The sequence below is a fragment of the Methanobrevibacter sp. genome (assembly GCF_017427765.1).
In the GTDB taxonomy this organism is placed as follows: domain Archaea; phylum Methanobacteriota; class Methanobacteria; order Methanobacteriales; family Methanobacteriaceae; genus Methanocatella.
Genome location: NZ_JAFRSC010000010.1, coordinates 19,882 through 35,281, shown reverse-complemented (window position 1 = coordinate 35,281; position 15,400 = coordinate 19,882). Strand labels below are relative to the sequence as shown.

Below are 15,400 nucleotides of genomic sequence, written 5' to 3'. Positions count from 1 at the left end.
ATCTATTTTTCTAAATTAACCCTTCCAGGTGACGTATAAATAGTAAATCTGTTATCTCGAACAAATCCAACAACAGTAATGTTTCCTGAATTCGCCACATCAATACCTGAAGATGCAGGTGCAGCATTCGAAATAATTATCGGAATACCTACCCTTATTACTTTAATCAGCATGTCTGCAGGCATCCTTCCACTATACGAAATGTAACACTTGCTAAAATCATAACCTTCTTTCGCAGCGACCCCAATAACTTTGTCAACAGCAACATGGCGGCTGACGTCTTCACGAATGATAATCTTATTTTCAAGTAATAAAGTGAATCCATCATGTTTGAATGAATATAAGTCATGTCCCCGTCAAATATCATCAGATTAACCTTATTGTTTTTAGATAAATCAACGATAATATCATTTAATAAATTAAATCGCTCCTTTATAGTGGATAAACAGCCTTTATTTTTTTTCATACTCGTTAACCTTATCTATGATGTATAAAAGTATTCTTTCTGAATCCGTATCCCATTTTCCTTATCTTTGTATTCGTCGAGTTTAGGATAATCGAATATGGTACCATTATGAATCAGCAACCAAGATTTGTTATTATCATCAAATTCTGTGAATGGATGGCAGTTGGGAGAAATTATTTCACCCACAGTGGCCAATCTAATATGAGCAAAGACATTTTTTCCAATAACTGGATTGGAAAATATATTTTTTAAATGTTGACTGCATGTTGCTTTAATGGGCTCTTTATCTATAACAAATTCATCAGATTGCATATTAGCCAATCCCCATACGTGTGGATGTTCTTCAGAGTGATTATAAAAGCATTCCAAACATTTATTTATTTGTTTTGGCTTATCTGAATTAAAACAAAAAATTTCACACATATATTACCCTCCCCTTATTGGATTATCACAATTGTTATATATTTTATATTATTTAAATATTTTCAAAAGTAAGGAGAAAATAAATTTCCAATTAAATTAATCTTTATGTGAACTGACAATAGGATTAATGCCAATAGAAAAAAAAACAGGAAAAAAAAACATTTAATTAATATAAATCTTGAAAAAAAGTAGTGTAGAGAGAAGTAAGTAATACAACTATCGCATAAGTTTTCATATAACTCTCTCCAAATTATTATTAATTCATAATTTCATTTTAAGATTATATACAATAGTTATTTTTACTAGCGTGAATCATATAACTAGATAAATCAAAACAAATAACTATCCCATTACATCATCTCTTTTAAGAAGCGAATCGCTGACTAAGTCAATAAAAACAATAATTGAACCACACCGGATTAAAGAAGCCGAAGAATTCTTGCACAAAAATGTTAAAGTAACTGATAATGATAGAAAAATGTGTTTAAAATAATGAGATAATTAAGTAGTCCCGAGCGGAGTCGAACCGCTATCTTTGGGTCCAGGGCCCAAAAGGATTGCCACTACCCCACGGGACTATGCAATAATTTTTACAAATAATCATATATAAATGCTTTTGATTTAACTACATTAATATTAACTATATCCAAACTTGATTTAAATTAACTATCCAATTTAAACCTCTTCCCATTCAACACATATGAAGAACATATATTAAATCAACATTAACAATCCCATGTTAATGTGAAGACACTACGAAAGTTATTAATTATTTTCATTAACTCTCCACATATGTAATGTATTTAATGTTTTTAAAACAAATTAATTGTAGAGGTTATTGTTATGAAAGCTATATTTATCAATGGCAGTCCGCGTAAGAAGTGGAGTACATATCAGATGCTTGAAAAAGCAATGGAAGGTGCAAAAGAAGCTGGTGCAGAAGTTGAATTTATTAATCTTTATGAATATGACTTTAAAGGATGTAAGAGCTGCTTTGCATGCAAACTTAAAAATGCAAAAACAAACGGACTGTGTGCCATCAAAGATGATTTGAGACCAGTCCTTGAAAAGACATTGAATGCTGATGTTATTGTGATTGGAAGTCCAGTCTATTTCTATTTCAATACAGGAGTTTCAAGATCATTTATGGAACGGTTAATGTTTCCGGTTCTCACATACAATCCAAAAATCAATGAAGAAACTGGCGAACTTGAAAGCAGCTTACTTGATAGGACCATTCCAACCGCTATGATTTACACCACAGGTGCTCCCGAGGAAATGGCTGCTCAGGAATTTAAGCATGCTCTTGAAGTGAACAAGCACTTCCTTGAAACAATCTACGGATACACAGAAACGCTATATACCTACCAAACATACCAGTTCACTGATTATTCAAAATATGATATGATGGAAGGAGTAGAGGAAGTAAGAAGAAAACAGAGAGACGAACAGTTTCCTAAAGATTTGAAAAAAGCTTTTGAGTTAGGTAAAAGATTAGTTGAAAAAGCAAACGAATTTCAACAATGATTATATTAATGGCCGTGATACGATAGAAATTAGAAATGCAAGAATAGACGATTTTAATGATCTTTACAATATAGAAAAGGAATGTTTTTCGCCATTAGAGGCTGTTGGTAAAGATGCCTTGAAAGACAGACTGAACACATTTCCAAATCATTTCTGGATTATTAGTGAAGATGAAAAGATTGTATCATTCATCAATGGTCTTGCTACAGACCTTCCCGATTTGGTTGATGAGATGTATGAAGATGCATCAATGCATGATGAAAATGGAGACTGGCAAATGATATTCGGCCTTAATACCCTTCCAAAATACAGGAAAAACGGTTATGCAGGAATGCTTGTCAATCATATGATTGATGTTGCAAAAAAGGAAAACCGTTTGGGTGTGGTTTTAACATGCAAAGAATATCTGGTTTCATATTATTCACGATTCGGCTTTATTGATGAAGGCAAAAGCGACAAGTCACACCATGCAGGAGAAGTCTGGAATCAAATGCGAATCAAATTTTAGAATTGAACCTCGCCAGCTTAAAGAAGCAGGACAATTCATGCACAAAAATGTTAAAATCAATTGTAAAAAAATATATCAAAACAGATACCGCAAAGGTGATCTAAACCAGCAATGAACTTAAACAGGACAATATACTGTTAAAGTAGGATTCGAAATACAGATTACGATGGAACCAAAATAAGTGATTAAATGAAGAAATTATCCGGTTTCTTCATTAAAATCGTCACTATATTATCTCTTCATTAAATTCCACTACTGTTTCTGGATCATTATAATCAATGAAAGGACTTTTACCCCTGTCCAATTCCCTGATTTTTTCAATATCCTTTTTATTTAACTTGAAATCAAAAATATAAATATTTTCTTCCATTCTTTTTGTTTTTACAGACTTGCATGAAAAAGGAATTTCCCTATCGATTAACCATCTTAAAATTACCTGCGCAGTGCTTTTTTCATATTTTTCTGCAATTTCCAAAAGAATTGGATTTTTAAATAACTTATCCAATCCCTCACTAAAAGGACCCCAACTTTGATGGACTACACCCAGTTTATTCATGAATTCACTAGATTCATATTGCTGGAAATAAGGTGTTGTTTCAATTTGGTTAACTTGCGGAACAATATCGAAATTCATCGTCAAGTCAACCAAGCGAGCCGAATCAAAATTTGAAACACCTATTGACAGCAATGTTCCTTCTTTTTGTAAATCCTGTAATGCTCTGTATGATCCGTAATAATCACCATATGGTTGATGGATAAGTAATAAATCAAGATAATCTGTTTGTAAATCCTGCAATGTTTTATTGACGGCTTTAATTGTTTTTTCATAGCCTGAATTGCTAACCCAATTTTTACTTGTCAAATATATTTCTTCTCTTGGAATTCCGGATTCCTTTATAGCTTCACCAACTTCTTTTTCATTATAGTAAACCTGTGCATTATCAATTGAAGTATAACCTGCATTTAAAGCATTAAGGACTGCTTTTTCGGTTTTTCTAGGTTTGATTTCATAAACTCCATAACTTATGTATGGAATTTTTTCATTATTGTTTAATTTTTTAAATTCCATTTAATCCCTCTTAAACTTGATTTCATTTAAAATTATTATTTATCCATTACATATTCGATTGTATTGAATCCTAAAACTTCTGCATATTTAAAAATATTGTCCTGGAAGTGATTCTTAAGTTGTTCAAGATTTTCCTTTTCACCGCTATATTTGATGTCAAGGTGAATATTGTCTTCATAATCTATAATCAGCACTTCAACATATGTGCCGGAATCGTTTGTGTCAAAAATCTCATCAAAAATCTTATTGGCATTTTCACAGAATTCATCACTTGCATTCAAATTTTTCAAATGGTTTAAACATTCTTTTCTTGAATAGTTCATCTGGCCTGTTCATTGCAAAGACTTTACCTGAAGCTACACAAGAATAAAGAGAAAATGATAGTGAAATAATTTTCACTATTATTAATCATTTTTTAAATGAATTTGTTACTGATTGCAAAAGTTAAAATAGCAATATGTAAAAGAATGAAACGTTTAGTTGATGGAAATATATGAAAATTAAGTGATTTAAGTAAAAATAAAACAAAATTATGGTTATATTATAATATAACACGATTATAACAGAGGTGAAAAATATGGAAATACCTAAGGCTCCAGTAAAAAAAATTATCAAAAACGTAGGTGCGGAAAGAGTAAGTGCTGATGCAGTAGACGCATTGGATGAATACTTAGAAGATTACGTAGAAGAAGTCTCTAAAAAAGCAATTGAATATGCGAAATATGCAAAAAGAAAAACTGTAAAAGCAGAAGATATTGCTTTAGCTATCGATAATACAAAAACTTCTGAATCTCCGGATGAAAATAAACCTAATATTGTAGATGTAATCAAAAATGTATTTGAATCTGTATCAGAAGGAAAAGGCATTGATGAAATCATTAAATCATTTAAAAAAATGGAAAAATGAGAATGAAGCAGTGAAAAAGAAATCATAATTTGCAAGTTTTTCTTGCAATTTTTTTATTTTTTATTGAGAAAATTTTAATGTTGAAATCGGCAAAAATGAAATTATGCCTCCATTAATTGAAATATTTGCTTTCCTCCTTAAATAAATCCATAAGATAACCTAATGAATGAAGAATAATTTTTTCTTTATTTTCAAGATCATCATTTACATCAGCACCATTGTCAATTATATCAACCATATTATTCTTAAAATCATCTGATAAATCATATTTGCAGATATAGGTTAATATAAAGTTAGAAATATCTGTAATTTTTACCTGCAATTCAAATAACGATTTATTTTCATCAGTTATTTCAATGTTTTCTCCGCAAATATCACTCATGACAAGTAAAGAAGTTTTTTTAGAAGAAATTTTCTCATTACACTCTTCTTTAATCATGTTTATTGATTCACCATTAAACTTATATCTGGCTTTTAAATTATTTTCGCTCTCTTTTTCAACCGAATACGGCAGGAAGATATAATTTAAGGCTATTGCAACTGCTGCTCCAATCAAAACCCACAGGACTTTTAATTCAATTGCAATGTCAGGAGCAACATAAGACAATACAGCCATAACAGACATTACTGTTGTAACAGTAGTTACAATTAAAGTATTCTTTAAATTATAGACTATTACAGCCATACATACAATCATTACCACCAACATCAGGATGTCTGAAGAAAGTGGAAGATATGGTGCTGCGATAATAATTAAAATGAAAATCAAAGCCCCACCAACTGTACCCTTAAGGCGTTTTTTTGCAGAATCTGCCAAGTCATTAATATACGGCGCCATCATAGGAATAGTTGCAAAATATAACCATTTTGTTAAAGGAAGATTAAATAGTAACGTTAGAATTTCCCATAATGTAAGAATAATAGCCATTTTAAATGCGAATGCAAATTTAACTGATCTGAATGAAAAACTTCTTTTAATTACTGGTTTAATTAGTGAGCGAATATATTTCTTATCCGGAAGAATAAATTCTCTAGTTGAATCAACATTATTCAATTCATCGACGATGTATTCAAAGTTTAAAAGCACAATATTCATTTCTTTTGTATCAACATCGATACTTTCAAAAAACTCAAGGGATTTTATATCTTTTAGATTATACAATATCTTTTTAATTCCGTCCAGTTCATTCACCGACAAATCATAATCTGCAACAATAGCCCCAATATGCTGGAATGATTTGACTATATTTAAAACAGACCTTTGGACTGGAGACGGGAAAAATTTATATTCAAAATGATAAAACATGTTTAAATAAAAACCATTAGCTGTTTTAAAATTTTCTTTTGAAACCTCATCTCCAGCCAATTTCAAATCAACAGCATTATTTAATTCCAAAACTAATGAATCTATAGTTTGCTTTGATAATTTAAATTTCTTATTGCGATTAACAATAAGATTAATCCCAACGATGAAAATTGCACCAACAACAAGGGATAAAAGTCTCATAGGTAATTCTTCAAAAGAAACAGGAAGACAGCTCATCATCATGAAATATAACATCAAATATGGCAAATAAACGCTTGTGGCAAACAAATGATAAGATGTTATTGTTACTCCAAATACAACAAAAAACGTTAAAATACAGCCAAAAATACTTATTGGATTATTTAAAAATGCAACAATTCCCAAAATCAAAAGCAACAACAGTACTTTAAAAAATGATAATTTAGGTTTATATGTAAAATCATTTCCCAAATTCATGAGTGCGGCCATTGCAATAAACATTCCAATGACCATATTATTAGCTCCAAAAACTCCAATGTAAAAAAATATGCAAAATAAGAACAATCCAACTATGAAAAGTTTACCTTTTAAAGCATTATTCATTTTCTCACCAAAATGATTTTCACTCATTATCTATTTTTGGCCAACATACTTATTAAAATCTCCCTACGTTTCAAAAAGACATATCTCTCATTAAAAATATACACAAGATATAAATAAGTTTTTTGACTGAAATTTGTTTAAGGAGAATAATTTGAGAAGTGTATATTATGGCCAATTTTTGCACCAACTGCTGGCATGAAATAAGAAAAGAAGATAAATTTTGCACCAACTGCGGATATAAAGTAAGAACAGACAATAATTTTTGCACCAACTGCGGAACCAAATTAAGAAAAGAGGATAACTTCTGCACCAACTGCGGAACTAAAATAGACAGATCTGATATAAACCAGAATAATACTATATTAAAATCCGTGCACAACAGTATAGAAAAAAAGAAAGCTGAAGAAAAGAAAACACTAAAAACAATTGATGAAATATTTGAATCAGAAGAAATCAAATCAAAAATAAGAGAAAACAAGATTGACCAAATACATATAATTTACATTAAAGACCTCCTAAAAAATAAGCTTATCAGTAAAAAAGAAAAAATGAGTGATGAAGAAATCAAATACTTCATAACAACAGAATTAGAAAAAGCAAGAAAAGAACAGGAAAAAGCTAGAATCACCAAAGAAAAAGAAATAACTAATAAAAAAATAGAAAACAATAAAAGGATTCGCGGAGGCTACTGCGGTTTGGGCTGCAGACACTGCTATGAAGAATTTTTAGATGGTGGGGGAGCGATAGTTGGCGATTTTGACAGTGATGGATACGTTGAGTATTATTGTCATTTAGGACATTCCATATCCTTTGGATGTTATTGTGAAGATTATGAATAGAAATATTTAACACTTTTGTGCTAGAATTCTCCGGCTTCTTAAAGCCGGAGAGGTTCAATTATTTAGAAACTACTGTAACATTGCCCTCATATGTGCATCCTTTATATTTGCCGTGACCTGCAAATGTAAAATTACCATAATAATTTTCACCGCCCGCATCAGGCAAATACTCGGCATTTTCAATAGTAAATTTACCGGTATCGTCCGTTACAACATCTACAAGAGTTCCCAATTCATAGCCAGGTTTGTGGAATGTTATTGTTTGGTTTGCAACTCCATAACCGTAAGCATCAGATAACATGCCTGAAAATGACGCATTTTCAGCTACTTCAGTTTCGTTTATCATTATGAAGGTAGGAACATCATTATTGAATTGATAAAGAAATGCGCCAATGCATATTACAAAAGCAATCAATAAAATTATTAAATAATAACTTTTTTTCTCCATTTTTTCACCTTAATATTATATTGGAGAAAATTTAAAATAAAGTTAACTTATTAATCTGAAAATATTATCAAAATCCTGGAAAAATCTATTTTTCATTAACAGCTAAAATAGCTTCACGGACTTTGCTAACTGCAATATCTTTTTTTGCAGGATAAGCCGCAATCTTTACCTTAAGATGGATTGAATCACCTGAATCGAGGATAGTCCATTTTTCATCCAGCGCATCATTTTTGTCAAATCTTAAAAACCAGTTACCTTTTTCATCTGTTTTGCGCTCTAAATCATCATTTAATTTTTCCAAATCTGTCCACTCAAGGAGTGTGTTAAAAAAAGTCTTTGTGTATCTTTTCTTGGATACTGTACCGGATAAAATTATAATCTTATCTTCCAGAATTCCTTCAGCCTCTTCTGCTTCGATTTCAGCTTCAGGAAGAATGTTTAAAATAGCTTGAGAAATTTCATCAACACTTTCATTTTCATAAACAAAAGCTCTAAATTTAATATTATGAATCATTTTAATCAAAAAAAGAAGAAAAAATTAGATTTTTCTTCTTCTAGCTTGTTCAGACCCTTTTCCTTTAGATTTGATTCCACGACCTTTGTTACCAGCACTGGTTAAGCCTCTGAGAGCTCTGTTAGTGTGTTTTTTGGAACAAATCCAATTGATTTTCTTATCGTTAATGATAGAAGGACTGTTAGGATCTACTAAAATTACTTCGTAATATTTATGTTTTCCTGTAGACCATACCCAGTAAGAGTTCAAAACTTCCATGTTAGGGTATTTTTTAGCTACACGTTCTTCAGCAATTCTTTGAATAGATTTTGCTTGGGTAATTTTGTTTACACCCATTCTTTTAGGTTTACGACCATTGAAACGACGAGTTTTTCTTCTTCCACCACGTCTTACTCTGGTTCTTACTACAACGAAACCTTTTTTAGCTCTGTAACCTAAACTTCTAGCTCTGTCGAGTCTAGTTGGTCTTTCAATTCTTTGAACTGCTTTCTGATTTTTCCATTTAGGAGCTCTTTGCCACATGAGTTCACGTACGTAAGACTCATCTGGATTTTTCCATGCGTCTCTTATATATTTATACATAAATAACACCTTTTTGTTCAGCCACAAGGGCCACATCCATATGGGAACTTATCCCAAAAAAAGTATATTTTCACTGCTAAAAAATAACAGTAATAAAATATTTTATTTTGTTTATTTATAAATGTATCGTAAAAATAAGATTTTTTAATACTATATATGCAAAGTAACAATTTTAAATTTCATCAACAGTTAAATCAAAACCATGCCTATTTAAAAAATTTACAACACGTTTTTCTCTATTTTTAACATATTCTTCAGATTGATTTATAATTCTTTTTTTAAAAATTGAATGTTCTATAGGATACATCGGAACCCCTCCACATTTATATACATGACAGAGATCCTCACTTTTCATTTCATTAGCCATTTACTCATACTCCTTTTTATTTAGAACTAATGGTATGTTTTCAATACTTTTCTCAATATCATTTAGTAAATACTCACTAAATAACATTTCGCTCATATGCCTCACCATTAACACATCAACATAACGTGACTTAATTTCAAATTCCATTTTTTCAAATTCTATTGAAAGATTCAATTGGAAATTTTCTCTTAATTTTTTAGAAATAGACCCTTTGAATTCAACTGTCCAAAATGCATCAATTGAAGTAATAATCTCATAATCCTCAAAATCATTTTCTAATATATCAAAATTATCCGGAGATGGAAATGAATAATATTTCCCCGTGTGATTATGAATCGTAGCAATATTTTTCCCTACAAAATTTTTTCTATCAATATCACTACTACATTTTCCTTCTTCCCCTCGCCAGCAGTAAACTATTTCACCAGTCTTATAATCAAAGTACATCAACCACTCAACTTTTTCACTCACCGTTTTGCGTCTAAATTCATCAATTAGATTACATGCATCATCACAAAAATCATCAGGCAAATCATTACGATTAATTGATTTAAGTGATTTATCAACCTTCAATAGTTTATATTTAATCCAATCTCCATCTTCTACATGACCCCCACAACTCGGTAGAACCAAACCTCCTTTTTTGTCATCAAGACATGCCTTAATATCATCAACTGAAAATAATGATAATAATAATTCAAAAATTAAAATTAATTTATTTTTGATATTTACAATATTCATAGATTTATTTTAGTTTTAAAACTATATAAATCCCCAGTTTTAAAATAAAACAATTTTATGGACCCAAATCAATTTACAGACCACAAATTAATATTTCAAAGAAAGAGCAACTTTACATGGTGACTGCAATTTTAAATATAAAATCAAACATAATACAATTATGAAAATGCCTGATGAAATTGATTCAAAATTGCTTGCACCCTGTGGAATAAATTGTATCAGCTGTGAAAAATACCAAAATCCATGTGCAGGATGTTTAATAAGTAATGACGGTAAAAGCAAAGCCAGTTTGAAATGTAAGATAAAAACATGCTTTGATTCTAAAAATTTCAGTTATTGTGGGCGCTGCAGTGAATTTCCATGCCCATTAATGAAAAAACACTCCAAAAAATATGTTAAAAGGCATGATTTAAACACACTTGAAAGTGCAAAAAGAATAAAAACCACCGGCATTGGACGTATGATGGCACAGGATCGTGAAAAGTGGTTATGTCCGAAGTGTGGTGGGGTTGTGAAATTCCAAACTAAAACATGCAGCGAGTGCGAATTCACTATTGATTAAATTGAATATTTGATTAATTATTTTGATGTTTATATTAATAACACACCATTTAAATTATGGAAACATCAATTTAAATATACTTATTTTGAAAAATAGCTTTAAAAAATAATGTCATCTACATGAAAAAATAAAAAAAGAATAAATATGTAAAAAACATATTTATTTTGCTGGAATTTCGCTTTCCGGAACATCATAGGAATAGATTATTTTAGGAACTCTGGATGTGGAATCAATTAAAGTCGCAACTGTAATTGAAATAGTGTTATTGGTTGCAATATAATCCTCAGAGTCAAAAACAAATGAACCTACACCATTAACAACATCGAAATTAACTTCAACAGCTTTGTCACTGCCCCAGTTAAGTGTAGCAAACAAGTCAAATTCAGGAAGATTGTCTGCTTTAACGCCATTCTTATAGAATTCGATTTCATAAGCGCCGTCGTTGTAGGTAATTTCATTGAATTTAATCTCGGAAGTGCTGATTCTAGGACACATTGTTCCATAGCCCACATAACCAGTATCATTATCCCAAGTTATGATTTGGTTTGTACCGTACCAGTTAGGCTCTATTTTTAACCTTAATGATTCGTTCCATTGTCCGGGACCATAAATTCCAAATGGATTTGCACTCATCTCACCCAAAATCATCATACTTGGACCTCTTGCATTTCTGTAAATTGCATTATCAGTTACATGAGGCTCAACTGCATTTTCTGCCAAGTCGTAACCTGCATTGAATCTTATACCTTCAAGAATTTGGTCGGTAATAGTGTTTTGAGTAATTACAATGCCAGTTGAGTAGTTTGCATCAAGAGAAATACCAATAAAGTTATTATAGATATGGTTTTTATTTATTGTAACATTAACAGCTGAATTGTTCAAGTATATTCCATACCCTGTTGGTCCTTCAGGAACAGTCATGATGATTAATCCGACAGATGATCTGATTTCATTATTGGTTATATTAGTGTTAGCAACACCAAATCCGTATTTTACACCATAATTATTTTCCACAACAGTATTATTGTCAATGACAATATCAGATGAATATTCGGCGAAAATTCCACTTTCAAATGCCTCAATGTTATTTTGATTGACTTTAACATTGGTGGAATTTGAAATTGTAACTCCATAACCTGGAATCATAAGAGATCCATCAACATATTTTTCTATTTTTGATTCATCCAAGTGATTTGTAATAGAGTTATCAAATAATACCACATTATTCGCATTTTTTATGACAACTGCATCACCTGAGTTTCCACAGATAACAAAATCAGTTATGTTTACCTCATTTGCAGAGATTATCAAAGTCGGATTATTTGCCTTAGCATTCAATATTGTCTTATCATTGGAATAAATATTTAAAGGTTTTTTAATATTCAATGCAATATTAAAGTAAGAATCACCTAAAAACTCCACATTTGAACCATCAGCCGCAGTATCTAAAATAGTTTGAATTTCTGAGTTTGGCAAACCGTCATCTACAAATACAACACCGGTTTCATCCAAAATTGTGATTACATTTGTTTTGGATGTTGCTTTGTATTTGTTATTTCCACCATAGTTTGCAGATATTTTAAATGAATCTCCAGTCTGATTTGTAAAATCAGGTTTTATTTGGCCGTTTGTGTCAGTCAGTTGGCTGAAACTATTACCATTAATTGAATAAGTGATTTTTTGACCTTTCAAAGCATTTCCTGATTTGTCCTTTAATGTTATTTTGTAATCAATCGGAGAGCCTTTGGAGTATGTTCTGTCATAAGAAATAAGCTGTGTGTTAATTTTTGCCACAACAATTTTTCCAGTAGCTTTAGAAGCCTTATAGATTGTTGTTTCTTTAAAGTTTATAGTGACCGGATAAGTCTTTTCAGATGCCAAATTAACGCTTATGCTGGCCTGACCCTTATTGTTAGTTGTCTTGGTATAAGTCTTACCATTGACTTTAAGGGTGACTTTCTGCTTGGAGAGAGCAGAACCAGAACTTGTTTTTAAAGTTATAGTGTATGTTTTTGACTCCTTCGGAACCGCTGAGACTGTAGGAGCGATTATTTTAGTGGCTGTTTTTGCAACTTTAATTTGACCTGTTGCGGAAGCTTTCTTATAGATTTTGTTTCCAGCATAACTTGCGGAGACCTTATATGTTTTTAAACTAGTAAATTTAACGCTGACAGATGCCTGACCTTTAGAATTGGTAGTTTTGGTATAAGTTTTTCCATTGACTTTAATAGTTACCTTTTGTTTGGACAATGCTTTGCCGTTTCCATCTTTTAGTGTAACAGTATATGATTTGGAAGTTTTTGGAGTAATAGTAACACTAGGAGCTGTCAGTTTTGCTGTTTTTGAGGAATATTTAACATTAATAGTGTTTGTTTTTGAAGTTGCTTTGTATTTGTTGGTTCCTGCAAATTTAATAGTAATTTTATAAGTTTTCTTATTCTGATTAAATTGGAGTTTTACCTTTGCAACACCCTTGGAATCAGTAGTTCTACTGTAAGTTTTACCATTTACTGTAAATTTAATAGTTTGTTTACTGATTACCTTATTTGAACCATCTTTTAATGTTATTGAATAATATTCCGCCATTTTAGGAATCATATTAAGATTTGAAGATATGATTTTAGTTGTTTGTGTTTTAACAATCACTTTAGCCTGGGCGGAAGATCCAAGATAATCAGTTTCATCACCAGCGTAAGATATTTTGGCATTGTAAGTGCCTTCCTTGGTTTCATATACTTTCTGTTTAGCCTGACCGTTGCTGTCAGTTTTTACAGTATTTGTCTTTGAATTAATGTTGAATACAACAGGCGCACCGACAATTGGTTTTCCCATATTGTCCAACAATGTAGCAATTAAATATTCGTTGGATTTAGGATAAGTGTTTAAATTAGAAACCTTAAATGTTGTATTTGTTGGAGTTCCTGGAATATCACTATCACTGATATCTAGTGACCTCGATACCTTGCTGTCAAAATTGACTCCGTCAGTTGGGAAAACCGCAGTTAAGACATTACCTGTTTGATTAAATTCTTCCTCGTAAAATCTTACTGTTGCAGTTCCGTTTTTCATCATTACTGTTTTATAGATATTTCCGCTTTGAGGTTCTGCTTTTTTATCCTGTTTATTGAGATAGAAAGTAACCGGAACAGAGCTTAAATCAGATGCAACAGTTCCATTTTCATCCACGATAGAAATGGAGTATATTCCTTTTTTAACTTGAGTGAGGTTACTTAACTGCAACTCATAATTTCCGCTTAATGACCATTGGGTAGGACCATAAGTGAAATAAATAACAGGACAGTTTACATTTTCATTAATTTCAAATACATATCCTAAAAATACTCCACCACTAAAAGAACGGTAGACTGCACGCTCATCAAGTCCAATCATGTAGTTGTTATTTATCTCTTCCAGCTTTTCTCCGCCGGATTTCCATAAATTCTTAGCTGCATCACTATTGAAAACTTCTCCCAATGTATTTAATCTGAAGAAATTACCATTAATTACTATTCTTTTAACATAACAGTTTACATAAACACCATATTTAGTGTTATAGGCAATGTAATTGCTTAAAATTTTAATATTATCAGATGATGTTAATTCAATACCAAAAGTGTTATTTGTAATGTTATTGTAAATTACTGTCGGATTTGCGCTTGTGCCTGCTATTTCAATACCTGCAGCAGTATTTTCATAAATATTATTATATTCTATTCTTGTTTGGTTAGAGTCATCAACATAAATACCATAATTTGAATTTTTGATAATGGATTCACTTACCTTTACATCGTTTGAATTTTTAATTTTAATTCCATTTACAGTATCAGAAATGGTTACATTCTGAACTATAACATTTTTTGTATTCTCCACTCTTATAGCATTACCGTATACATCACCTAAATTTTCATTAGAAAAGGTACAGTTTCGGATAATGACATCTGAAGCACCATCGATAAAAATAGAATAGCCTCCGGCAGAGAATATATTTCCGTCAAGATTGTTGAAATTAAATCCTTCAATAATTGTGCCGCTGGCTGCGGAAGTAAGATAAAATATTCCTTCAGAGCCGGAAACAGCAGTACTTGTACAGGCGCTTAGATTTGTTCCAACATCACTTTTAATGGTTAATTTCTTATCAATTACCACATGACAGTGGTCGTAATAACCTCCCTTGATAATTATTGTATCACCACTATTGGCAGATTGAATTGCATTTCTAATAGTGTGATCACTCATTTCTCTGTGATATTCGCCGTATTCCCCAATCTCAATAATTTGAGGCTCGGACAATACCGAATCATCATTAATTACACTCAATTCAGATTCATCATTCATTTTAAGTTCCATACTTGATGAATCTGAAGTTAAATTATCATCAACATTGTCAATAGCTGCAACTGAACCTATGCATAACATCGCAACAAACAAACATGACAATATTATTAACATATTTTTTAATTTCATATTTTCCCCTATTTAATTAAAATTTTCAATGTATAATTATATAACAATCGCCATATTTAATATATTCCATTTTATTTATTAAAATAAAGAATATA

General features: G+C 31.1%; 16 protein-coding genes, 1 tRNA gene and 1 pseudogene. 6 read left to right on the top strand and 12 right to left on the bottom strand.

The window, feature by feature from the left end:
* Positions 1-2: 2 nt before the first annotated feature.
* The 3 genes and pseudogenes from IJL02_RS12505 to IJL02_RS02285 all read right to left on the bottom strand — a co-directional run.
* Positions 3-299: pseudogene (locus tag IJL02_RS12505) on the bottom strand (formate dehydrogenase accessory sulfurtransferase FdhD); the annotation flags it as partial.
* A gap of 182 nt (positions 300-481) precedes the next feature.
* Positions 482-889: a class II glutamine amidotransferase gene (locus IJL02_RS02290; RefSeq protein WP_292808597.1), complete on the bottom strand. Its 408-nt coding sequence runs from the start codon at positions 887-889 to the stop codon at positions 482-484.
* Between the two features lie 506 nt (positions 890-1,395).
* Positions 1,396-1,467 (bottom strand) — tRNA-Gln (locus IJL02_RS02285).
* A gap of 265 nt (positions 1,468-1,732) precedes the next feature.
* Here IJL02_RS02285 and IJL02_RS02280 point away from each other — a divergent pair.
* Genes IJL02_RS02280 through IJL02_RS02270 form a run of 3 tightly spaced genes read left to right on the top strand, consistent with a single transcriptional unit; the run spans position 1,733 to position 3,039 of the window.
* Positions 1,733-2,416 carry a flavodoxin family protein gene (locus tag IJL02_RS02280; protein ID WP_292808595.1) on the top strand — a complete coding sequence of 228 codons (684 nt, stop codon included), beginning with the start codon at positions 1,733-1,735 and terminating at the stop codon, positions 2,414-2,416.
* The gene (locus IJL02_RS02275; RefSeq protein ID WP_292808593.1) at positions 2,388-2,924 is read left to right on the top strand and encodes a GNAT family N-acetyltransferase; all 537 of its coding nucleotides are present in this window, start codon (positions 2,388-2,390) and stop codon (positions 2,922-2,924) included. The genes IJL02_RS02280 and IJL02_RS02275 overlap by 29 nt, the downstream gene beginning before the upstream one ends.
* Entirely contained in the window at positions 2,884-3,039 is a 156-nt protein-coding gene (locus tag IJL02_RS02270) for a hypothetical protein (RefSeq protein ID WP_292808650.1), read from the top strand. The genes IJL02_RS02275 and IJL02_RS02270 overlap by 41 nt, the downstream gene beginning before the upstream one ends.
* A 111-nt stretch (positions 3,040-3,150) precedes the next feature.
* On the opposite strand, the gene IJL02_RS02265 is transcribed toward IJL02_RS02270, so the two are convergent.
* The gene (locus IJL02_RS02265; RefSeq protein WP_292808591.1) at positions 3,151-3,993 is read right to left on the bottom strand and encodes an aldo/keto reductase; all 843 of its coding nucleotides are present in this window, start codon (positions 3,991-3,993) and stop codon (positions 3,151-3,153) included.
* A gap of 35 nt (positions 3,994-4,028) precedes the next feature.
* Entirely contained in the window at positions 4,029-4,316 is a 288-nt protein-coding gene (locus IJL02_RS02260; RefSeq protein ID WP_292808589.1) for a hypothetical protein, read from the bottom strand.
* Positions 4,317-4,570: 254 nt separating this feature from the next.
* On the opposite strand from IJL02_RS02260, the gene IJL02_RS12565 reads away from it, so the two are divergent.
* The gene (locus IJL02_RS12565; RefSeq protein WP_394357488.1) at positions 4,571-4,900 is read left to right on the top strand and encodes a histone family protein; all 330 of its coding nucleotides are present in this window, start codon (positions 4,571-4,573) and stop codon (positions 4,898-4,900) included.
* Positions 4,901-5,012: 112 nt separating this feature from the next.
* On the opposite strand, the gene IJL02_RS02250 is transcribed toward IJL02_RS12565, so the two are convergent.
* Positions 5,013-6,788: an FUSC family protein gene (locus IJL02_RS02250; protein ID WP_292808587.1), complete on the bottom strand. Its 1,776-nt coding sequence runs from the start codon at positions 6,786-6,788 to the stop codon at positions 5,013-5,015.
* A gap of 167 nt (positions 6,789-6,955) precedes the next feature.
* Here IJL02_RS02250 and IJL02_RS02245 point away from each other — a divergent pair, with 167 nt between their 5' ends.
* Positions 6,956-7,627 carry a zinc ribbon domain-containing protein gene (locus IJL02_RS02245; protein ID WP_292808585.1) on the top strand — a complete coding sequence of 224 codons (672 nt, stop codon included), beginning with the start codon at positions 6,956-6,958 and terminating at the stop codon, positions 7,625-7,627.
* Between the two features lie 58 nt (positions 7,628-7,685).
* Here the strand turns inward: IJL02_RS02245 and IJL02_RS02240 are convergent, their stop codons facing one another.
* The 5 genes from IJL02_RS02240 to IJL02_RS02220 form a co-directional block, all read right to left on the bottom strand.
* A complete protein-coding gene (locus tag IJL02_RS02240) occupies positions 7,686-8,075 on the bottom strand; it encodes a hypothetical protein (protein ID WP_292808583.1) in 390 nt (129 codons plus the stop codon).
* An 85-nt stretch (positions 8,076-8,160) separates the two neighbouring features.
* The gene (locus tag IJL02_RS02235) at positions 8,161-8,589 is read right to left on the bottom strand and encodes an RNA-binding protein (RefSeq protein ID WP_292808581.1); all 429 of its coding nucleotides are present in this window, start codon (positions 8,587-8,589) and stop codon (positions 8,161-8,163) included.
* Between the two features lie 24 nt (positions 8,590-8,613).
* Complete coding sequence (locus IJL02_RS02230) at positions 8,614-9,171, bottom strand: 50S ribosomal protein L15e (RefSeq protein ID WP_292808579.1); 558 nt, start codon at positions 9,169-9,171, stop codon at positions 8,614-8,616.
* A 172-nt stretch (positions 9,172-9,343) separates the two neighbouring features.
* Positions 9,344-9,538 carry a hypothetical protein gene (locus tag IJL02_RS02225; RefSeq protein WP_292808577.1) on the bottom strand — a complete coding sequence of 65 codons (195 nt, stop codon included), beginning with the start codon at positions 9,536-9,538 and terminating at the stop codon, positions 9,344-9,346.
* A complete protein-coding gene (locus tag IJL02_RS02220; RefSeq protein ID WP_292808575.1) occupies positions 9,539-10,279 on the bottom strand; it encodes a hypothetical protein in 741 nt (246 codons plus the stop codon).
* Positions 10,280-10,439: 160 nt separating this feature from the next.
* Between IJL02_RS02220 and IJL02_RS02215 the strand changes: the two genes are divergently transcribed.
* A complete protein-coding gene (locus tag IJL02_RS02215; protein ID WP_342765169.1) occupies positions 10,440-10,841 on the top strand; it encodes a DUF3795 domain-containing protein in 402 nt (133 codons plus the stop codon).
* A 159-nt stretch (positions 10,842-11,000) separates the two neighbouring features.
* On the opposite strand, the gene IJL02_RS02210 is transcribed toward IJL02_RS02215, so the two are convergent.
* Entirely contained in the window at positions 11,001-15,305 is a 4,305-nt protein-coding gene (locus IJL02_RS02210) for a right-handed parallel beta-helix repeat-containing protein (protein WP_292808571.1), read from the bottom strand.
* Positions 15,306-15,400: the final 95 nt, after the last annotated feature.